Source organism: Chryseobacterium sp. 1B4, from assembly GCF_036631475.1.
Taxonomy (GTDB): Bacteria; Bacteroidota; Bacteroidia; order Flavobacteriales; family Weeksellaceae; genus Chryseobacterium.
On record NZ_JAPNUF010000007.1, the window covers coordinates 156,073 to 179,063 of the forward strand.

Sequence of the window (22,991 nt, forward strand, 5' to 3'; positions counted from 1 at the left end):
ATTTTAAATAAATTTTTTCTTTCTATTTTTATATGGTATCAAAAATTAATAACGATGATTAAAAATATACTTGGACTGGATTTGGGAATTTCATCAATTGGCTGGGCTTACGTTCAGGAGGATCCCGAAAATTTTGAAAACAGTAAAATTATCAAATTAGGAGTTCGTATTACAACCTTTGACAATTTTGTAAGCACTAAAACAGGAAAAGAATCTAAAGAACCTGAAAAGGATTTTAAAGGAGGAAAAGGGATTTCTCCAAATGCAGGAAGAACTTTAGCAAGAAGTGCGAGAAGAAATCTTCAAAGATTTAAGTTAAGAAGAGCCAATCTTATTGATGTTTTAAAGAAGAATAATATTCTTAAAGAATCTGACTTACTTACCGAAGTTGGTAAAAATTCAACATTTCAAACTCAGGAGTTAAGAGCAAAGGCAGCAAAAGAAAAAATAGAACTTTCAGAATTGGCCAGAGTTCTGCTGCTTATCAATAAAAAAAGAGGATACAAAAGCAGCCGTAAAGCTAAAAATGAAGAGGATGGACAGATTGTAGACGGAATGGCTGTTGCGAAAAAATTGTATGAAGAGAATGTAACACCCGGAGAATACTCATATCAACTTTTACAGCAGGGCAAAAAGCAATTGCCTGATTTTTACCGTTCAGATTTACAAGCAGAATTTGATAAAATTTGGGATTTTCAAAAGCAATTTCATCCTGATATTTTTACTCAGGAGCTTTACAAAGATTTGCAGGGGAAAAATAAAAACGCTACCTGGGCAATTTTGCAAGAGCCTCTTTCTCTTGTAGGCATCAAGCAAATAGGAACAGTTCAGGAAAAAAAGGTTGAAAAATACTTTTGGAGAAGTGAAGCTGCAAAAAGACAATTGGATTTTGAAAGCCTTGCTATTGTATTTCAGGAAATTAACAGCAATCTGAATAGTTCAAGCGGTTATTTAGGAGCGATTAGTGATCGGAGTAAAGAGCTTTATTTTCATAATCAAACGGTGGGCGAATATTTATTTCAACAGTTGAAAGCGGATCCTCATTCAAAGCTTAAAAATCAGGTTTTCTACAGACAGGATTACTTAGATGAATTTGAGAAGATATGGGAAACTCAATCGACACATTATAATAAAGAATTAACGAAGGAATTAAAGGAAGAAATCCGGGATATTGTCATTTTTTATCAGAGGAAGCTCAAATCACAGAAGGGTTTAATCAGCATCTGTGAGTTTGAAAACAGAGAAATTGAAGTTACAGAAAACGGAAAAACAAAAAAGAAAACAGTTGGGCTAAAAGTGGCACCGAAATCATCTCCTTTGTTTCAGGAGTTTAAAATTTGGCAAAGATTAAATGATTTAGAATTTACGAGTCTAGAAACAAAAGAAAAATTTCCTTTAGAAGTGGAACATAAGGAAATTCTGTTTCAGAATTTAAATATAAAAGGAAACTTATCTTCAAAAGAATTAATAGAACTGCTAGGATATTCTTCAAAAGATTGGAAGTGTAATTTCAAAGAACTTGATGGAAATAAAACTAGTGAAAATTTATATACTGCTTTTCTAAAGATTATTGCCAGTGAAGGAATAGAATTCTCAAAAGAATTTAAATTAACCATTGATGATGAAATTAAGGTTTCTAAAATAAATGCTTCTGCAGAGATTATAAAATTATTTGTTAGAGAGAAGCTGTCAGAAATGGGAGTTAATACATCTATTCTGGATTTTAATCCGGAATTGGAAGGAAATGATTTTGAGAAACAGGCTTCTTATCAACTGTGGCATTTGCTGTATTCTTATGAAGGTGATGATTCTCCTTCCGGAAATGAAAAATTGTATGAGTTGTTGGAAAAGAAATTTGGATTCACAAAAGAACATTCCAAACAATTAGCCGAGATTGGTTTTTCCCAGGATTATGGGAGCCTTAGTTCTAAGGCGATGCGAAAGATCTATCCCTACATTAAAGAACATAAATACAGCATAGCCTGTAATTATGCAGGTTACAATCATTCTAAAAATTCTTTGACCAAAGAGCAATTGGAGAACCGGATTTTGAAAGAACAATTGGATATCCTTCCCAAAAACTCTTTACGAAATCCTGTCGTTGAAAAGATTTTGAATCAAATGATCAATCTTGTGAATGAAGTTTCTAAGGAATACGGAAAACCTGATGAAATAAGAATTGAATTAGCGCGAGAACTCAAACTTAATGCGGAAGAACGCGCTACAATGACTTCCGAAATTAATAAAGCTACCCTACAACATCAGAAATATAAGGAAGTTTTACAGAGAGAATTTGGTATTAAAAGTCCTTCAAGAAATGATATCATCCGATATAAATTATATTTGGAATTGGCAAATAATGGTTTTAAAGATGTATATACGGATGTAAAAATTGAACGGGAGAATTTATTTACTGAGAAATATGACATCGATCACATTATTCCCCAATCCCGTTTCTTTGACGATAGTTTCTCTAATAAAGTATTAGTCCCAAGAAGTGCTAATCTTAAAAAAGGAAATTTTACGGCTTTCGATTATCTTGAAATGGAAGGGAAGGAAAAATTAGAGAAATTCCTCAATATTATAAAAGATCTGTATGACAAGGGAGCAATTACTAAAGCGAAATATGAAAAGCTACAGAAAAAAGGCTCTGAAATAGGAGAGGGGTTCATTGAAAGGGATTTACGAAACACACAGTATATTGCTAAAAAATCAAAAGAAATACTTTTGGAATTACCAATTCTGTTATTGCCACTTCAGGAAGGATAACAGACAAGCTTCGTGAGGATTGGAATCTTATTAACACAATGAAAGAACTTAATTTAGACAAATACAGAAAATTAGGTCTTACAGAAACGGTGATCAATTCAAAAGGAGAGGAAAAACAGAGAATTATTAACTGGACAAAAAGAAATGACCATCGTCACCACGCAATGGATGCTTTAACGGTTGCTTTTACCACACATAATCATATTCAGTATTTGAACTACTTAAATGCTAGAAAAGATACCAAGCATAAAGAACACCAAAATATTTTTGCGGTTGAAAATTTAATTACTGAGATCATTGATAAGAAAAATGGTTCAAAGGAAAGAAGATTCAAGGAGCCTTTCAAAAATTTTAGAGCTGAAGCCATAAAACATTTGGATGAAATATTAATTTCTCATAAAGCTAAAAATAAAGTAGTTACCAAAAACACGAATAAAATTAAGAAAAAGGGAAGTGTAATTGCAAAAACAGAGCTGACCCCGAGAGGGCAGCTACACAAAGAAACAATCTACGGAAGTTCAAAATTTCTTACAACAAAAGAAGAAAAAGTATCAGGAAAATTCGACGCTGAAACTATTCAGAAAGTTCAAAATGAAAAATATAGAAATGCTCTGCTAAAAAGATTACAAGAGTTTGGTGGGGATTCTAAAAAAGCATTTTCAGGCAAAAATGTTATTTCTAAAAATCCAATATTTCTTAATGTCGGAAAAACGGAGCAATTACCTGAAACCGTAACTTTAGCCTGGTATGAAACCGGTTATACGATTAGAAAAGCTGTTAATCCTGATAATTTTAAAGATTTTAAAAATATTGAAAAGGTTATTGATAGGGGAGTTCGCGATATTCTAACTGAAAGATGGAAACAATTTAACTGTAATCCTAAAGAAGCCTTTTCTGATTTGGAAAAGAATCCAATCTGGCTTAATAAATCAAAAGGAATTTCAATAAAGACGGTTACTATTACAGGGATTAATAATACCGAAGCTTTACATTATAAAAAAGATCATTTAGGAAACGAAATTTTAGATGAAAACGGCCAAAAGATAGCCGTTGACTTTGTGAGTACAGGAAATAATCATCACGTTGCAATTTATGAAGATAACAATGGTAACTTAAAGGAGAAAGTTGTGAGTTTTTATGAAGCCGTTGAAAGAGTGAATCAAAATTTGCAAATTATTGACAAAGAATATAATTCAGAGTTAGGCTGGAAATTCTTATTTACATTGAAACAGAATGAAATGTTTTTATTTCCATCAGAAGATTTTGATCCGAAAGAAGTAGATTTATTTGATAAAAAGAATCTGAGCTTGATTTCTACGAATCTTTATAGAGTGCAGAAATTTGGAGATATTTCTACATCAGGTATTTGGTTTAGGCATCACTTAGAAACAAACGTAGAGACAAATGCAAAATTAAAAGATAGTACATTCAAAGTTATTCAAAGTACAAAAAATTTAAAAGGCCTTGTGAAAATTAGACTCAACCATCTGGGAAAAATAGTTCAAATTGGAGAATATTAAAACTTTTACAAAATGATTACCCGTTCCATCTACATCGGAAATCCCGCTTATCTTAAGCTCAAAGACGAGCAGATGAAAATCCTATGTCCGGAAACCAAAACGGAAAAGGGTAGTGTTCCTGTGGAAGATTTAGGCTTATTGATGCTGGATCATTATCAGATTACTATTTCGCACAATTTGATTCAGAAAATGATGGGAAATAATGTTGTAGTAGTGAGTTGTGACACGCATCATCTACCGCATGGAATAATGCTTCCGCTGTATGGACATACCGAACATTCAGATCGGGTAAAAGATCAGCTGGAAGCAAGTGAGCCTCTTAAAAAACAACTTTGGAAACAGACGGTGGAATATAAAATTGAAAACCAGAAAAATGTTCTGATGAAACTGGGTAACTATTATGAGCCGATGATTGAATATCAGAGAAATGTAAAGTCAGGCGATATAACGAATATGGAAGGGATCGCGGCACAGCATTACTGGAAATACCTCATCAGCCTGGATTTTTTGAGGCAACGTTTCGGAGATTCACCTAATCAGTTTTTTAATTTTGGATATGCCGTGCTCAGAAGTATTGTTGCAAGAGCTATCGTGGAAACCGGATTATTGCCTGTTCTCGGCATTTTTCATAAAAATAAATACAATCCGTATTGCCTTGCCGATGATATAATGGAACCTTACCGTCCGTTTGTTGATTTACTCGTGATGCAATGGTTGAAAATTCATTCTGATACTGAAGAACTGTCGAAAGAATTCAAGGCTCATATTCTGCAGATTGCAACCAAAGATGTGCGTATTGATGACAAAACAAGACCGTTGCTTGTTGCTGTGAAAATGACGGCTTCGTCACTTTACAAATGCTACACAGGAGAAAAACGACTGATCTCTTACCCTGAACTGTTATGAATGCCGAAAGGTTTAATGCATACCGGATTATGTGGGTTTTAGTATTATATGATCTCCCGACTGAGACCAAAGCGAATATGAAAGATGCTAACCGCTTTCGCAAGGCGCTCATTGATGATGGTTTTACTTTGTTTCAGTTTTCCATGTATGTGCGCCATTGCCCAAGCAGGGAAAATGCTGAGGTTCATATTAAAAGAGTCAAATTTATGCTTCCAAAAGCCGGGAAAGTTGCCATTATGTGTATCACTGACAAACAATTTGGAGATATTGAAATCTTCTTTGCCAGGAATAAGGAAGAGCCACCTCCAACCTTTCAGCAACTCGAATTATTCTGATTTTTTGATCCTGATTAAATAAATAAATCCACTGAAATTCAGTGGATTAGATTTTGAGGCTGTGATTAATCACGAAGGTAATAATTTTTGAAAGCAATTCACAACAATTTAAATAATAGTTCCAATTTATCACCGGCTGTGATTAATCACGAAGGTAATAATTTTTGAAAGCAATTCACAACCATTAACGCAAAAGATAAAATATTAAACCAGCTGTGATTAATCACGAAGGTAATAATTTTTGAAAGCAATTCACAACGTAAGGCTCGTTTAACCAAGCTATATCCTGGCTGTGATTAATCACGAAGGTAATAATTTTTGAAAGCAATTCACAACTACTGACTCTTCAACCGGAGAAAGCACCAAGCTGTGATTAATCACGAAGGTAATAATTTTTGAAAGCAATTCACAACTATGATCGCTTCTTTTTCCATATTAAGTCTGCTGTGATTAATCACGAAGGTAATAATTTTTGAAAGCAATTCACAACGACATTTTAAAAGAACAGACAGGATTCGAAGCTGTGATTAATCACGAAGGTAATAATTTTTGAAAGCAATTCACAACTTTTCTACCCCAAGTACTTTCATACCTATCGCTGTGATTAATCACGAAGGTAATAATTTTTGAAAGCAATTCACAACTAATGTTTCCATTTGTAGATTATTTATTTTGCTGTGATTAATCACGAAGGTAATAATTTTTGAAAGCAATTCACAACGTGTCCAATCCTCATTTAAAGCTTTTACAAGCTGTGATTAATCACGAAGGTAATAATTTTTGAAAGCAATTCACAACACGGATCTTAAAAATATACAAAATGAAAGCGCTGTGATTAATCACGAAGGTAATAATTTTTGAAAGCAATTCACAACTTACGGAATCCTCTAACTGAATCAGAAGCAGCTGTGATTAATCACGAAGGTAATAATTTTTGAAAGCAATTCACAACAAGCACAAAGAAACTGGTAAAACAATTCCTGCTGTGATTAATCACGAAGGTAATAATTTTTGAAAGCAATTCACAACTCTCTGAGCATTATTATAATCAGTTACTCCGCTGTGATTAATCACGAAGGTAATAATTTTTGAAAGCAATTCACAACACCGGAGAGATTCACCCCGAGTTACCGTTTGCTGTGATTAATCACGAAGGTAATAATTTTTGAAAGCAATTCACAACCTTGGCAGTATACTGGATAATGTTTGTGTGGCTGTGATTAATCACGAAGGTAATAATTTTTGAAAGCAATTCACAACTATTGACAATCAATTGTATGATAAGCCTGTGCTGTGATTAATCACGAAGGTAATAATTTTTGAAAGCAATTCACAACTTTTAAATTCATCAGAGAGAGGATGAAAGAGCTGTGATTAATCACGAAGGTAATAATTTTTGAAAGCAATTCACAACGGTATGGAATCATCTGATCATCCATTGTTAGCTGTGATTAATCACGAAGGTAATAATTTTTGAAAGCAATTCACAACCTACTGCGTCTCGGTCCTTTTCATTGTAGTGCTGTGATTAATCACGAAGGTAATAATTTTTGAAAGCAATTCACAACAGTCAGATAGTAATTATTTTCAAGTCCGTTGCTGTGATTAATCACGAAGGTAATAATTTTTGAAAGCAATTCACAACTACAGTGATTTTCAAATCTTTTCCTTGCTAGCTGTGATTAATCACGAAGGTAATAATTTTTGAAAGCAATTCACAACTGGGCTACCCTAGTACAGTAGCCGAACAAAGCTGTGATTAATCACGAAGGTAATAATTTTTGAAAGCAATTCACAACACTGGATTGAAATACCCTCCATCAACTCTTGCTGTGATTAATCACGAAGGTAATAATTTTTGAAAGCAATTCACAACATTTGATACAACCATGATGGAAGTAGGTTCGCTGTGATTAATCACGAAGGTAATAATTTTTGAAAGCAATTCACAACTGACAATTGATGGTTTTGCCAAAATTGCGTGCTGTGATTAATCACGAAGGTAATAATTTTTGAAAGCAATTCACAACTATTGGATAAACCACCATTAAATGAGAATTGCTGTGATTAATCACGAAGGTAATAATTTTTGAAAGCAATTCACAACGAGATTTCGGAACACAGATAGTTCACGGATGCTGTGATTAATCACGAAGGTAATAATTTTTGAAAGCAATTCACAACTTCTAATGTCAATAATCTTTCTTTCCTATTGCTGTGATTAATCACGAAGGTAATAATTTTGAAAGCAATTCACAACCTGTAGTTTAACGCGATATTGTGGACCGGAGCTGTGATTAATCACGAAGGTAATAATTTTTGAAAGCAATTCACAACATTCCAGATCTGTTTCTGTCACAAACTCCCGCTGTGATTAATCACGAAGGTAATAATTTTTGAAAGCAATTCACAACACTTTGAAAAGAAAAAATAGAAGTGTTTAAGCTGTGACTAATCACGAAGGTAATAATTTTTGAAAGCAATTCACAACTAATTCAGTATAGAATCCATACTCTAAACAGCTGTGACTAATCACGAAGGTAATAATTTTGAAAGCAATTCACAACACACTAATAAAAGCAAATAATTTATCTAATGCTGTGACTAATCACGAAGGTAATAATTTTTGAAAGCAATTCACAACTCATATGGATCTGAATATCCATCCAAAAATGCTGTGACTAATCACGAAGGTATAATTTTTGAAAGCAATTCACAACATCGTTACGGATCCACCGTAAATGTAAATGTTGTGACTAATCACGAAGGTAATAATTTTTGGAAGCAATTCACAACTAAATAGCATACGGTGAGAAATTCAGTTATGCTGTGACTCATCACGAAGGTAGTAATTTTTGAAAGCGATTCACAACTGATCTTTTTCAAAAGACTTTATTCGGATGGCCGTGTCCAACCACGAAGGTAATAATTTTGAATCATAATCTAAGGAGGCTGTGACTAACCACGAAAGGTAATAAATTTTGAAAGCAAATCACAACTAATTAGTATTTTTGGTATTCACTTTAACAGCTGTGACTAATCACTAGAGTAATAATTTCTAAAAGCAATTCACAACCACGAGATCCTGCGGGGTCTCTACGATGAAGCTGTGACTCACCACGAAGATAATAAATTTTGAAAGCAATTCACAACGGGGTTTGGTTTTGGGTTTTTCATTGGTTTGCTGTGACTCACCACGAAGATAATAAATTTTGAAAGCAATTCACAACCATATGATGCAATATCATAAACTCCTTCTGGCTGTGACTAATCACGAAGGTAGTAATTTTGAAAGCGATTCACAATTGCCATGACCGAAAACATGAGAAAGCAAGAGCTGTGACTAATCGCGATGATAAGAATATCCTGCAAAAAGATCTGTAATTCATATAAAATACCACATTTCTTGATGTATGATAAGGTGTCTCCCAATAGGTTTTTCTATTTTTGTACCCGAAAACAACAAAATTCAAACTTTTTTAAACAGTTCAATATGAAAAAAATTAGCGTAATTGCATTAGTAGGAGTAGGATTGCTTTTAGCATCATGTAATAAAGAAAAATCGGCAGAATCTGCAGCTACGGCTCAGGAGCAGGCAGTAGCTGAGAGCAAAGGTGAAACACTTGCGGTGGATACAGTAGCTTCAGTAGTAAACTGGAAAGCATTCCATAAAGGAGGTATGGCACCTCGTTGGGGAACTCTTACTGTAAAATCAGGAGATATCAGTGTTGATGCAGGTCAGGTTGCAGCAGGAAACTTTATTATTGATATGAACTCTATTAAGGTAGATCCGGCTTCAGTAACAGAGAAAGATAAAAAGCCGGCAGATCTGGAGGCTCACCTTAAAAATCCTGATTTCTTTGATGTAGCGAAAAACCCTACTTCAGATTTCAAAATCACAAGTGTTACAGATTTGAAAGATGCGCCAAAAGATGCAGTAGCAGGAGCTAATAAAACAGTAAGCGGAAACCTTACATTATCAGGAAAAACAATGAATGTTACTTTCCCTGCTAAAGTAGATGTTACTGAAAACTCAGCAGCTATTCAGGCTAAATTCACTGTAAACAGAGCAGATTGGGGAATCAAATTCGGTACTTCAGAAGCAGATCCTGCAGAATGGATGATCAGCAAAGATATCGAAATTGCAATCGATGTAAAAGCTAAAAAATAAGTTATTCAACTTTATAAATACCGGGCTGTCTTCATCAAGACAGCCCGTTTATTTTTTGAATTCTATCAAAAAGAATAACCTAGTTCAAAATCTCAGAATTCCGGATCCTTACACAAAATTCACTTCCAAGATATAAAGGATTGCCATGCTTTTCAGACCAGAATCCATCCAGCACGTCCTTATTCAGACAACGATAGACCGCAACGCCTTTATAGATTTTGTGATCTTCACCTTCGTAATTAAAATTAATAACCAGTATCTGGTCTTTATAAAATCCGGTGCCATTTTGTATATGATCACCAATAATCCATTGGGCAATGATACGGTTGTTGTCATCAATGGATAAAGTTAATATGCCATGATATGTGGGTAGCGAAGATTCTTCCTGATTACTTCCTTCAATAGAATAGCTTCCTGCGAGATCCTGTGCTGTCATTGATTTTATTTTAGGAAGTGCAAATTTATAAAATCCTGTTCTGAAATTAAACTCTACTTTTGCAGCAAATTAATTAAAAAATGATTCCTTTTCTGTTCATTATAAATCTGATTACATTTGGAGCTTTTGGCTTTGATAAATGGCAGGCTAAAAAACATCAATGGAGAATTTCTGAGAACACTCTTCTAGGAATCTCACTGCTAGGTGGGATATTGGGAGCTGCTTCAGGAATGATTATTTTCAGTCACAAGGTTTCTAAAAAATCTTTTCTTGTGAAATTTATATTGGTGGTTTTAGTTGATCTGGTATTGTTTTACAGATTGATGAGACACTGATATCTAAATAGTTATCCATGTTGTTTCAAATGTTAAATGTTGGTATGAAATAATTTTTGTTAGGTATTTTTTATAAATTTATCATGCTAATAACAAATAAAATAAAACAACATGAGAAATCTTAGAAAAATCTCCAGAACCGAAATGAAATCAGTTCAGGGAGGAATTGTAAAAGGAATGGTAAGATGCAAAGATGCAGAGACGTGTGTCGTAAGATGGGGTTGGGCCACCGGATCCTCCAGTAATTGTGCAGAATTTGACATCATATGTGGAGAGCCGCCTGCAGTAGATCCATGTGAAATACAGGCTTGCGTATAAATAATTTAGAGAGTGCTTTTGGGCACTCTTTTTTATGGTTCTGTCAATAAGTATTTTAAACAAAATATTAAATATTTAGAGAACTAAATAGTTTTTCATTAAAAATCACTACTTTTGCACCCGTAAAAATCTTTTATGCAAAACATTAGAAATATTGCGATTATCGCACACGTTGACCACGGAAAAACGACTTTGGTTGACAAGATCATTCACGCTACCAACATTTTCAGAGAAAATCAGGAGAGTGGGGAGTTAATTATGGATAACAACGATCTTGAAAGAGAAAGAGGATCACGATTTTATCCAAGAATATTTCTGTTACTTATAAAGACACAAAAATTAACGTAATTGATACTCCTGGTCACGCCGATTTTGGTGGAGAAGTGGAAAGAGTATTGAAAATGGCTGATGGGGTTATTTTGTTGGTGGATGCATTCGAAGGACCAATGCCGCAAACAAGATTCGTACTTCAGAAAGCTTTGGAATTAGGATTAAGACCATTAGTAGTTATCAATAAAGTAGATAAACCAAACTGCCGTCCGGACGAAGTTCACGATCAGGTATTTGACTTATTCTTCAACCTTGAGGCTACTGAAGAACAGTTGGATTTCCCAACATTCTACGGTTCTTCTAAGCAAGGTTGGTTCAACACTTCATTAGAACAAACGGAAGATATTTTACCATTACTGGACGGAATTTTACAATATGTTCCGGCTCCTACTGTGACTGAAGGGAATCTTCAGATGCAGATCACTTCCCTTGATTACTCTTCTTTCCTAGGAAGAATTGCAATCGGAAAAGTGACAAGAGGAGAGATTAAAGAATCTCAGTGGATCGGTCTTGCTCAGGCAGACGGTAAAATTGTAAAAGGAAAAGTAAAAGAGCTTTACGTTTTTGAAGGATTAGGAAAGAAAAAAGTAACAGAAGTACAGGCAGGTGATATCTGCGCTGTAGTAGGTTTTGATGCTTTCCAGATCGGAGATTCTTTCGTAGATCTTGAAAATCCTGAGCCATTGGAAAGAACTGCAATTGATGAGCCTACACTGAACATGACGTTCTCTATCAACAATTCACCTTTCTTCGGTAAAGATGGTAAATACGTTACTTCAAACCACCTTAAAGAAAGATTAACTAAGGAATTAGAGAAGAACCTTGCATTAAGAGTACAGCAGACTGATGATGCCAATACTTTCCTTGTATTTGGTAGAGGTATTCTTCACTTGTCAGTTTTGATCGAAACCATGAGAAGAGAAGGTTACGAAATGACGATTGGTCAGCCACAGGTTATCCTGAGAGAAATTGACGGAGTAAGCTGTGAACCTTACGAATCTTTGGTAGTAGATGTTCCTGAAGAATTTGCTTCAAGAGTTATCGATTTGGCTACGCAAAGAAAAGGTGATCTTCACATTATGGAAACTAAAGGAGAGATGCAGCATATGGAGTTCGAAATTCCTTCAAGAGGATTGATCGGATTACGTTCTCAGATGTTGACAGCTACTGCCGGTGAAGCTATTATGGCACACCGTTTCACAGAATACAAGCCTTTCAAAGGAGCTATTCCGGGAAGAAACAATGGAGTACTGATCAGTAAAACTACAGGTCCGGCTACAGAATACTCAATCAACAAACTACAGGATAGAGGTAAGTTCTTCGTTGATCCGGGTGAGGAAATCTACACGGGAATGATCGTTGGAGAACAAAACAAACCTGGAGATTTGGTAGTCAATATCGTAGAAGCAAAACAGCTGAACAACATGCGTGCTGCCGGAAAAGATAAAGATACAGGAGTTGCTCCGAAAATCTTATTCTCACTGGAAGAATGTATGGAATACATCCAGGCTGATGAAGCCATTGAGGTTACTCCGAATTTCATCAGAATGAGAAAGAAAATTCTTTCCGAAGAAGAAAGAAAAAGAGTAGAAAGATCTGCAAAAGCATAATAAAAATCTTATACATAAAATCAAAGCCTCGATTTTCGAGGCTTTTTTCTATACCTACTCATTAAAATGCTTATTTTGGCATAATAATCTCTGAGAAATAAAAAATAAATTTTAAAGTAGTTTTGTGACTATGAGAATGAATAAATTAAAACTTATCGTTTTATTAGGTGTTTTTGCTTCTTACACTACCTCATGTTCCGTTCAGAATAATGTTGTAAAAGCACCTTCCACGAAGAATCCGACAAAACCCGCCAACAATACAAACCCGCCAAAAGTAAATCCTGCAGCTACAAATCCGGCAACGGGAGCTGCCGTATCAACAGAAGATAATTTCAGAACCAATCTTCCGGAAATCAAAAGAGAATTCCGTGGAGCATGGATTGCGAGTGTAGCCAATATCAACTGGCCTTCAAGAAATGACCTTACAGTAGAGCAGCAGAAAGCAGAGGCAATCAGTATGCTTGATATGTTGAAAGATAACAACTTCAATGCAGCTATTTTTCAGATCAGACCTTCGGCAGATGCCCTTTATACAAGTAATATTGAGCCGTGGTCATATTTCCTGACCGGAGAAACGGGAACTGCACCTTCTCCCAACTATGATCCGCTTCAGTTCTGGATAGAAGAAGCCCATAAAAGAGGCCTGGAGCTGCACGTCTGGTTAAATCCATACCGTGCACATCATACCAATGGTGGTGCTGTCAATAAACTGTCTATGGTCAACAAACTGTCCGATATTGTCGTAAGATTAAAGAACGGAATGTACTGGTTTGATCCTGCTAATCCGAAAACCCAGGGACACGTATCAAATATTGTGAAAGATATCGTAAAAAGATATGACATTGATGCCATTCATTTTGACGATTATTTCTATCCGTATGCAACTTATAATAAAGGCGCAGATTTTCCTGATAATGCAACCTGGAATGCTTATGTAAGCAGCGGAGGTACTTTATCCAGAGCAGATTGGAGAAGAGACAACGTGAATAAATTTGTGGAACGTATCTACAAAGAAATTCACGCAGAAAAAAATAATGTAAGATTCGGGATCAGTCCGTTTGGGATATGGAAACCCGGATATCCTGCAGGAATTGTAGGCTCTTCACAATATGACGAGCTGTATGCAGATGCTAAATTATGGTTGAATAAAGGCTGGGTAGATTATTTCTCACCACAGCTGTATTGGCCTATTGATTCCAAAGGACAGAGTTTTGAGGCCCTGTTGAGCTGGTGGCAGTCAGAAAACACTATGAACCGTCACTTATGGCCGGGACTGAATACTGTTGAGATTAAGGTGTCCGACCGTCCTGCAGAAATTAAAAACCAGATTGCCATTTCAAGAAATATCCTGAAAAACGATGCCGGGGAAATCCACTGGAGTATCGCTGGGCTTACCAAGAATCCAAACATGCTTCCTGCTTTGAAAAGCGGACCGTACAACGAAAAAGCATTGGTGCCGAAATCTCCATGGATAAAGGCTGTTCCATTGCAGACCCCTACATTGTTTATTGCTGATAACGGAAGCTTTGTGCAGACAAGCTGGAGTACAAAAAATGCCGCTGATGTATTCCTGTGGGTACTTTTCACTCAATACAACGGAGTATGGCAAACAGAAATAGTAACACTGGATACCCTTTCAAAAGACATTCCTAAGACTAAAGACGGTAAAAAACTGAATGCAGTAGCTATTAAAGCCATCGACAGATTGGGAAATGAAAGTGATTATACAGCAAGAAGAATTAAATAGCTGGGACAAGATCCGCTCCCCATATCTCATTGCGAACCTTCAGGTGAAACAATCTCAATACTAAATTTTAAAACCGGTTCTCAGACAGAATCGGTTTTTATTTTAGAATAACTATAAATTATTAATTTAAAATACTGAAAACCAGTTGTATTTTAGAGACTGTTATATTTTTAAAAGTAAGATAAAAACTGTATCGGAATCATTTTTGCATGAGTTATCCCATAATCATCAAAATATAACATTATGAATACCAAAAGACTTTCCGACAACATGGAAAAGGCATTAAGTGACCAGATGAATAAGGAAATTCATGCATCACACGTTTTTTTATCTTATGGAATTTGGGCTGATGATAAAGGATATCAGGGAATTGCCAATTTTCTTTACCGCCATGCTCAGGAAGAAAGAAATCATTCGATCAAATTCATGGAATATATTTTAAACAGGGGAGGAAAACCAAAAGTTGAAGCTATTCCGGCTCCTCCGGCAGATCCTGAAAACCTTACGGCTTGCTTTGACGGGGTTTTTAAGCATGAAGTAGACAATACAACTGCTATTTACAGAATTGTAGATCTTTCGATGGAAGAAAAGGACTGGGCAACATGGAATTTCATGCAGTGGTTTGTACAGGAACAGATTGAAGAAGAAACATTGGCTCAGAATTTAATTGATAAATTGAAAATTGCTGGTGGAGACAGAGCCACAGATGAATCTTTATTTACTTTAGATAAAACTTTACAGGAAGCACCCAATGACGTTCCGCTGGCTCAGGAAGCTACCGGAGACAATCCGTAAGGTCATTCGGTGAAATCCAAACTTTTGAAAATCTGTCAGAACACTGGCAGATTTTTTTATTATGAAACTCGTTCAAAAATCACTATCTTTGCGCACTCGTAATTCAAGGTTCGGAGTTCAATGTTTAAAGTTGCAGAAACCTTGGGTTGCCACTAAACCTTAAACTTTGAATTTTACAATATGAAATGTGGAATCGTAGGCCTGCCGAATGTAGGTAAATCAACACTTTTTAACTGTCTGAGCAATGCGAAAGCTCAGTCTGCAAACTATCCTTTCTGTACTATTGAGCCGAACTTAGGGACGGTTTCTGTACCGGATCAGAGATTGTTTGAACTGGAAAAAATCGTAAAACCTGAGAGAGTTTTGCCAGCTGTAGTTGAGATTGTTGATATTGCAGGTCTGGTGAAGGGAGCCAGCAAGGGAGAAGGATTGGGGAACCAGTTCCTAGCCAATATCCGCGAGTGTGAAGCGATTATTCACGTTTTAAGATGTTTTGATAACGGTAATATTGTTCACGTAGAAGGTTCAGTGGATCCGTTAAGAGATAAGGAAATTATTGATATTGAGCTGCAGCTGAAAGACCTTGAAACAGTAGGAAAAGCAGTTGAGAAAGCTAAAAAATTCATCAAGTCAGGGAAGAAAGAGGATATTCTTACTTACGAAACCCTTCAGAATTTACAGAAATTTCTTGAGGATGGTAAAAATGCAAGAGAATTCGCTACTGATGATTTTACAAAATCAATTATCGGAGAAGTTCAGTTATTGACCAATAAGCCGGTACTTTACGTTTGTAATGTGGATGAAAACTCTATCAAAAACGGAAACGAGTGGATCGGTAAGATTGAAGAAATGGCTCAGAATGAAGGTGCGGAAGTAGTGGTATTGGCTGCACAGATTGAAGCTGATATCAACGAGCTTGAAACTTTTGAAGAAAGAGAAATCTTCCTTGAAGAACTGGGACTTACAGAACCGGGAGTTAACCGTTTGATCAGAAAAGCTTATGATCTTCTAAAACTTCAGACCTATTTTACAGCCGGAGTAAAAGAAGTAAGAGCATGGACTATCGGGCAGGGCTGGACTGCTCCACAGGCTGCGGGAGTTATTCACACAGACTTCGAAAAAGGATTTATCCGTGCAGAAGTGATCAAGTATAACGATTATATTACCTACGGTTCAGAAGTAAAAGTAAAAGAAGCCGGAAAACTTTCTGTGGAAGGTAAAGAATATATTGTACAGGATGGTGACATCATGCACTTTAGATTCAATGTATAAATAAAGTATTAAAGTTAGTTATAAAGAAAAGCGCTTCCATGTATTTGGGAGCGTTTTTTGCATTCATATGGCTTTAACTTTAATTAGCAATGGTATTAAGATGAATTAAATTTGATGTCGTACAAAATGAAAATCGCTCCCGTTAGAGAGCGATTTTATTATTTGAGCTTAAAGTTCGATACCGGGCTGGCATTGTATTTCTGCACAGGTAAAAGAATATTTCTTGCAGGTGAGGTCCGGAAGCAGGCACATTTCTTTTCCTCCGGTTATTACTCTTAACTGTTTTTTGTTCAGTTTTTTCCCTTGTTTTAAGTTTTTGTTTTCCATTATTTTGATTTTTAGTGAGTTAGTTTTAACGAATGTATAAAAAATAAATGAAATATATCACGGCATTTAGAAAAAAATGAAAGTCTTTTTGATGGCTTATCCTATTATTGATATAAATATTAAACTTAATGATATAGCGGTTCATCGCCTAAAATAGGGTATTTTGCTTTGGAAATTTATTTTAAAACTGAAATGTTTATAACTTCGTATATTTGAATTTTACAAATCATTTGTGATGGAAAAAGTAGCACACACTTCACTGGAAGATTTTTACAGGGAAATGGCAGCCAAGCTCGGCAAAGACCTTGAAAGTATTTTTCCGAAAGGACTTCATAAAGACATAGGACATTTTAATGTCTTTGATATTGCGCAAACGATTGAGAAGGTAAAAACTACCTCGGAAATGCCCTACAACAGAAGAAAGTACTATAAAATCAGTTTTATAAAAGGGAGGAACAGGGCAGAATATGCAGACAAGGTTATTTCTATAAAACAGAATGCCTTATTATTTGCAACCCCAAAAGTTCCTTATCACTGGATACCTGAAGATCCTGACCAGTCGGGAAGTTTCTGCGTTTTTACAGAAGATTTTTTCATTAAGGACAAATCTTATTATCACCTCGAAGATCTTCCCATTTTTCAGCCTGGAGGAATACCTGTCTTTGAAATTGATGATGAACTTGCAGAAGAGATTGAAAACCTTTTTAAAAAATAAAGAAAGAAATTGAATCTGATTACGTATTTAAATATGATCTGATCCGAAACTATGTGCTGGAATTAATCCACTATGGACAGAAATTACAGCCGGCTTCCAAAATATCAGCATCCAATGATGCTTCCATGCGGGTGGTTTCTTTATTTATAGAGCTGCTGGAGAGACAGTTTCCTATCGAATCCTGGGAGCAGCGGCTGCAATTGAAGACAGCTAAAGATTATGCAGACCGGCTGGCGGTTCATGTCAATTATTTGAATAAAAGATTAAAAGAAAGCACCGGAAAGACAACCACAGAGCTTATTTCTGACCGTATTGTTCAGGAAGCCAAAATACTTTTAAAACAGACAAAATGGAATGTTTCGGAGATTTCTTATGCGCTGGGATTTGAAGAAATTGCTCACTTTTCCAATTTCTTTAAAAGAAAAACAACCTTTACTCCATTGGAATTTCGTTCCTGATTTGAATTTTGCAAATTTCGGATTGATTCAGGCAAACACTTCAGTCTGAAAATATCCCAACTTTGTATCATCAAAATAATCAAAATACAATGAACACAAAAACAAATATTGCACTGGTAACCGGAGGAAGCCGTGGATTGGGAAAGAACTCAGCCCTTAAAATTGCTCAGAAAGGATTAGACGTTATCATTACATACAGAAGCAACAAAGAAGAGGCGGATGCTGTGGTGAATGAAATAAAATCGATGGGGAGAAATGCTATTGCGTTTCAGCTGGATACCAAAGATATAAAAAGTTTCGATGCTTTTGTAAAAGATGTAACGGATCATTTGCAGGAAAACACGGGAAGTACCCATATTGATTATCTTATCAATAATGCAGGTACAGCTTTATATTCACCAATTACGGAAGTTACGGAAGAGCAGCTGGATGATGTGGTGGATATTCACTTCAAAGGCGTGTTTTTCCTGACTCAGAAATTTTTGCCATTTATCAATGATGGAGGGGAATTATTAATGTGTCCTCAGGATTGGCAAGGTTTGCAACGCCAGGTTCTTCTGTCTACGGATCAATAAAAGCCGGGGTAGAAATGCTGACGAAATATATGGCTAAAGAGCTGGGGCCGAGAAAAATCAAAGCTAATGTGGTGGCTCCGGGAGCTATTGAAACCGATTTCGGCGGAGGAAGAGTGAGAGATAATGAAGAAATCAATGCAATGGTAGCTGGGGCAACAGCCCTGGGAAGAGTAGGCCTGCCTGATGATGTTGGTGGAGTGGTAGCCTTCCTGTGCACAGAAGATGCAGGATGGATCAACGGACAAAGAATTGAAGTTTCCGGAGGAATGTTTTTATAACATGTAAACGGATAGTCATTATTGAATAAATCGGCCGGCTCATTTGAGCCGGCCGATTTATTTATCTATTGTCATTAGATCTTTGAAAGGTTTTCAAGAGCCTTTTCTAACGTTTCCCTTTTCTTGGCAAAACATAATCTGATCACATTTTCATTCAGTTTATTTTTATAAAAAGATGAGAAAGGAACACTGGCTACCTTATGAGTAATGGTAAGTTCAGAAGCAAAATCAAAATCATTTTTATCCGAAATCTTATCATATTTTACTGCCTGGAAATAAGTCCCTTCACAATCCAGCAGTTCAAACGAAGTTCCTTCCAGACCTTTTCTCAGAAAATCTCTTTTTCCTGGAAAAATTGGCTTAGCTGGCTGTAATGTTCATCATTTTTCATGTATTCAGCCAATGCCAGCTGGATAGGAGTGTTTACACAGAATACATTGAACTGATGAACCTTTCTGAATTCATCCGTAAGATTTTTAGGAGCGGCACAATAACCCACTTTCCAACCCGTAACATGGAAAAGCTTCCCAAAAGAGGCAACAAGCAGGCTTCTTTCTTTCAGTTCCGGATATTTACAGATGCTTAAATGCTGTTTTCCGTCAAAAACTATATTTTCATACACTTCATCACTCAGGATAAGAATGGAAGTTCCCTTTACCAGGTCAATCAGCTCCTGTAGATCATTTTCTTTCAGGATTTTTCCCGAGGGATTATTGGGGTTGTTGAGAATAATCATTCTGGTCTTTTCGCTGATAAGTTTTTTTACAGCAGTCCAGTCGATTTCATAATCGGGAGCTTTCATTTCAAAACGTTTTACAACACCTCCGAAAAGCTCTACAGTTGGTTCATAACAATCATAAGCCGGTTCGAAAATAATTACCTCGTCATCTTTTTTTACAAATGAGGCAATCGCTGTAAAAATAGCCTGAGTTCCACCTGCAGTAACCGTTATTTCAGAATCCGGATGATAAACTGCCTGATGGCTGTTTTCAATTTTTCTTGCAATTTCTTCCTTTAAACCGATCATTCCGCCTAGAGGGGCATACTGGTTGTAACCTTTTTTGATAAAATGATCCACGTGATTCAGCAGTTCGGCATCAGGCATAAAATCAGGAAAGCCCTGAGACAGGTTGATCGCTTCATTTTCATTGGCGAGCTGAGTCATCTGGCTGAAAATAGTAGTTCCTACATTGGAAAGTTTTGATAAAGGAAGTTGTATCATAAAAACAGTTTTGTTGACCGAATTTAATGAAATATTTAAAACAGTTTGAACTTATGACAATAAAAATCAGAAAATGATAAAAGCAGAGCTGATACTCGTTAAAAGTTTATACGTTTCAATGTAAAAATTATTTTAAACATTTGTTTAAATTTTCTTTTTGAATCAGCAGAAATAACCCTACATTTGTTTGACAAACAACCATTAAAAACGAGGACAATGAAGATTAAGAAAACAGAGTTTCCTGAAAAATCCGTTTTATCAAAGGAAAAAAGATTTCGATTATATCGATAGTTTTGAAGGGGAATTTGCGGATGGCGGCCGGAATATTGATATCTCAGAAATAGGAAAAGCTTTTTTTACAAGCGGCCCCAAATGGGGTAAGAAAATGTTTGCTTTCAGGAATAAAGCAGTGGGAATATTCGGACTGAAAACCGGATCTGAAACGCAGCAAAAAGAACAGGATTTTAAATGCGAAGTAGGAGAGCGTGCAGGACTTTTTAAGGTGTTTAATAAAACCGGCAATGAAATTGTTCTGGGAGAAGATGATAGGCACCTGGATTTCAGGGTATCCCTTTTAGTTGACAGGAGTAAGGTACATCCTGATGAAAATTCACTTACCATTTCCACCACCGTAAAGTATCATAACTGGCTGGGCGTGCTTTATTTTCTGCCTGTACGGCCTTTCCATAAGCTGATTGTACCTGCTATGCTGAAAAATATGATTGGGCAGCTGGAAAGTAAAAAATAAAATACTGATCTGCGGATACAAAAGCAAAGCTCTATAATTTTAAATACATTAATGAAAATTTTCAGAATTAAAATGAATTTCGCCTGCTTTTGTATACCAACAAATTTAAAAGGCTTAAAAATCAATGACTATTCTTCTCATTGAACAATAAAAGTTAGGAAAAAATGACTTTTAAAATTCGGATAATTTTGGACAATTTTGTATTTTTGTATGTTTGCTGAAATCATATATGTCACAAGAAATAAATCCAACCTATTCCGAAGATAATATCAGAACCCTCGATTGGCAGGAACACATCCGTCTGCGCCCCGGTATGTACATCGGGAAGCTCGGTGACGGGTCTTCTGCTGATGACGGTATTTATATCCTGTTAAAAGAAATCCTTGATAACTCTATTGATGAGTTCAGGATGAGGGCAGGAAAAAGAATTGAAATAAAGCTGGACGACGGAAAAGTCACAATCCGTGACTTCGGACGTGGTATTCCGCTAGGGAAAGTCGTAGATGCGGTTTCAAAAATGAATACCGGAGGTAAGTACGATAGTAAAGCTTTTAAAAAATCTGTAGGATTGAACGGGGTGGGTACCAAAGCGGTAAATGCCCTTTCCGATTACTTCAGAGTCCGCTCTTTCCGTGACGGAAAAATGAAAGCTGCCGAATTCTCCCGGGGTATGATCAAGGAAAACTTTGAGGAAAAAGAAACTTCGGACAGAAACGGTACTGAAATTTCTTTTATTCCTGATGGAGAAATCTTCCTGCATTTCAAGTACAGAAAAGAGTATATCGAAAGAATGCTTCGCAATTATGCGTATCTGAATCCGGGACTTAAGATTCTTTTCAACGGAGAAACCTATTATTCTGAAAACGGTCTTAAAGATTTATTGGAAGAAGAGCTGGAAAGTGATATCCTATATCCGATCGTCCATTTAAAAGATGATGATATTGAGGTGGCTATTACCCATTCTGACAAATCTCAGACAGAAACCTATTTTTCGTTCGTTAACGGACAGAATACGACGCAGGGAGGAACGCACCTTAATGCTTTCCGTGAAGCGTATGTAAAAACGGTTCGTGAGTTTTTCAATAAAAGTTTTGATGCTTCGGATATCAGAAAATCTATTATTGCAGCAATCTCGATCAATGTGGAAGAACCGGTTTTTGAGTCCCAGACCAAAACAAAATTAGGGTCTAATGACATGGGACCGAACGGACCTACAGTCAGAACCTTCATTATCGATTTCCTTAAAAGCAAACTGGACAATTTCTTACATAAAAATCCTGAAATAGCAGAAGCAATTCAGAGAAAAATCTTAATTTCCGAAAGAGAAAGAAAAGAACTTTCAGGAATTCAGAAGCTGGCCAGAGAAAGAGCTAAAAAAGTATCCCTTCACAATAAAAAACTTCGGGACTGCAGACAGCATTATAATGATCAGAAAGCCGAAAGAAAAGGAGATACCCAGATCTTTATTACCGAAGGAGATTCGGCTTCAGGATCTATTACAAAATCCAGGGATGTGGAAACGCAGGCGGTATTTTCACTGAAAGGTAAACCTCTGAACTGCTATGGCCTTACCAAGAAAGTGGTATATGAAAATGAAGAATTTAACCTTCTTCAGGCAGCTTTAAATATTGAAGAAAGCCTGGAAGACCTTAGATATAATCAGGTAATTATTGCTACCGATGCCGATGTTGATGGAATGCACATCCGGTTGCTGATGATTACTTTCTTCCTGCAGTTCTTTCCTGATCTGATTAAAAACGGGCACCTTTATATCCTTCAGACTCCTTTATTCAGAGTAAGAAACAAAAAAGAAACCCGATACTGCTATACAGAACTGGAAAGAGTAAAAGCATTAAACGAACTGGGAAAAAATCCTGAAATCACACGATTTAAAGGATTGGGAGAAATTTCTCCGGATGAGTTTAAGCACTTTATTGGTAAAGATATCCGTTTAGAACCTGTAGTGGTGGGAAAAGACCAGACGATTGATCAGCTCCTGGAATTTTACATGGGAAAAAACACTCCGGACAGACAGACTTTCATTCTTGAAAACCTTGTTGTAGAAGATGACTCTGATATTGATAAAAAAGAAATTCTGGATGAAGTAGAAAATTAAACTTAAAA

At 36.0% G+C, this 22,991-nt stretch carries 12 protein-coding genes, 5 pseudogenes and 1 CRISPR repeat array; of the genes and pseudogenes, 14 read left to right on the top strand and 3 right to left on the bottom strand.

Annotated features, from left to right (window positions below):
• Window positions 1-57 precede the first annotated feature (57 nt).
• The 4 genes and pseudogenes from cas9 (at window position 58) to OWR28_RS09940 (ending at window position 9,701) form a co-directional block, all read left to right on the top strand.
• A pseudogene (gene cas9 / locus OWR28_RS09925) lies at window positions 58-4,289 on the top strand (type II CRISPR RNA-guided endonuclease Cas9).
• Between the two features lie 12 nt (window positions 4,290-4,301).
• Entirely contained in the window at window positions 4,302-5,195 is an 894-nt protein-coding gene (gene cas1, locus OWR28_RS09930) for a type II CRISPR-associated endonuclease Cas1 (protein ID WP_332386500.1), read from the top strand.
• A complete protein-coding gene (cas2, locus tag OWR28_RS09935; RefSeq protein ID WP_007842732.1) occupies window positions 5,192-5,530 on the top strand; it encodes a CRISPR-associated endonuclease Cas2 in 339 nt (112 codons plus the stop codon). Before cas1 ends, cas2 begins: the two co-directional genes overlap by 4 nt.
• Before the next feature lie 58 nt (window positions 5,531-5,588).
• Window positions 5,589-8,404: direct repeats of the CRISPR family, unit length 47 nt; unit sequence GCTGTGATTAATCACGAAGGTAATAATTTTTGAAAGCAATTCACAAC.
• Window positions 8,405-9,023: 619 nt separating this feature from the next.
• Window positions 9,024-9,701, top strand: a complete 678-nt coding sequence (locus OWR28_RS09940; protein ID WP_332386501.1) for a YceI family protein — start codon at window positions 9,024-9,026, stop codon at window positions 9,699-9,701.
• A gap of 79 nt (window positions 9,702-9,780) precedes the next feature.
• On the opposite strand, the gene OWR28_RS09945 is transcribed toward OWR28_RS09940, so the two are convergent.
• Entirely contained in the window at window positions 9,781-10,137 is a 357-nt protein-coding gene (locus OWR28_RS09945; RefSeq protein WP_332386502.1) for a hypothetical protein, read from the bottom strand.
• 80 nt (window positions 10,138-10,217) lie between these two features.
• On the opposite strand from OWR28_RS09945, the gene OWR28_RS09950 reads away from it, so the two are divergent.
• From OWR28_RS09950 to ychF, 6 genes and pseudogenes are all read left to right on the top strand, one after another.
• On the top strand, window positions 10,218-10,472 hold the full coding sequence (locus OWR28_RS09950) for a DUF1294 domain-containing protein (RefSeq protein ID WP_332386503.1): 255 nt from the start codon (window positions 10,218-10,220) through the stop codon (window positions 10,470-10,472).
• Window positions 10,473-10,583: 111 nt separating this feature from the next.
• Window positions 10,584-10,790 (top strand): bacteriocin-like protein, encoded by a 207-nt coding sequence (locus tag OWR28_RS09955; protein WP_332386504.1) that lies wholly within the window; start codon window positions 10,584-10,586, stop codon window positions 10,788-10,790.
• Window positions 10,791-10,925: 135 nt separating this feature from the next.
• A pseudogene (gene typA, locus OWR28_RS09960) lies at window positions 10,926-12,730 on the top strand (translational GTPase TypA).
• Between the two features lie 130 nt (window positions 12,731-12,860).
• Entirely contained in the window at window positions 12,861-14,477 is a 1,617-nt protein-coding gene (locus OWR28_RS09965; protein WP_332386505.1) for a glycoside hydrolase family 10-like protein, read from the top strand.
• Between the two features lie 243 nt (window positions 14,478-14,720).
• The gene (locus OWR28_RS09970; protein ID WP_142722778.1) at window positions 14,721-15,272 is read left to right on the top strand and encodes a ferritin; all 552 of its coding nucleotides are present in this window, start codon (window positions 14,721-14,723) and stop codon (window positions 15,270-15,272) included.
• Window positions 15,273-15,452: 180 nt separating this feature from the next.
• Complete coding sequence (gene ychF, locus OWR28_RS09975; protein WP_332386506.1) at window positions 15,453-16,544, top strand: redox-regulated ATPase YchF; 1,092 nt, start codon at window positions 15,453-15,455, stop codon at window positions 16,542-16,544.
• Between the two features lie 168 nt (window positions 16,545-16,712).
• Here ychF and OWR28_RS09980 read toward each other — a convergent pair whose 3' ends face one another.
• On the bottom strand, window positions 16,713-16,871 hold the full coding sequence (locus tag OWR28_RS09980) for a hypothetical protein (RefSeq protein WP_002978915.1): 159 nt from the start codon (window positions 16,869-16,871) through the stop codon (window positions 16,713-16,715).
• Window positions 16,872-17,106: 235 nt separating this feature from the next.
• Here OWR28_RS09980 and OWR28_RS09985 point away from each other — a divergent pair.
• Window positions 17,107-18,044, top strand: a pseudogene (locus tag OWR28_RS09985) (helix-turn-helix domain-containing protein).
• A gap of 89 nt (window positions 18,045-18,133) precedes the next feature.
• Window positions 18,134-18,897, top strand: a pseudogene (locus OWR28_RS09990) (SDR family NAD(P)-dependent oxidoreductase).
• Between the two features lie 74 nt (window positions 18,898-18,971).
• Here OWR28_RS09990 and OWR28_RS09995 read toward each other — a convergent pair.
• Window positions 18,972-20,119: pseudogene (locus OWR28_RS09995) on the bottom strand (methionine aminotransferase).
• Between the two features lie 241 nt (window positions 20,120-20,360).
• Between OWR28_RS09995 and OWR28_RS10000 the strand changes: the two are divergent.
• Together OWR28_RS10000 and OWR28_RS10005 are read left to right on the top strand one after the other, a co-directional pair.
• Entirely contained in the window at window positions 20,361-20,867 is a 507-nt protein-coding gene (locus OWR28_RS10000) for a DUF2867 domain-containing protein (protein ID WP_494168463.1), read from the top strand.
• A gap of 229 nt (window positions 20,868-21,096) precedes the next feature.
• Window positions 21,097-22,983, top strand: coding sequence for a DNA topoisomerase IV subunit B (locus OWR28_RS10005; RefSeq protein ID WP_332386507.1), 1,887 nt, complete (start codon window positions 21,097-21,099; stop codon window positions 22,981-22,983).
• The last annotated feature ends 8 nt before the right edge of the window (window positions 22,984-22,991 follow it).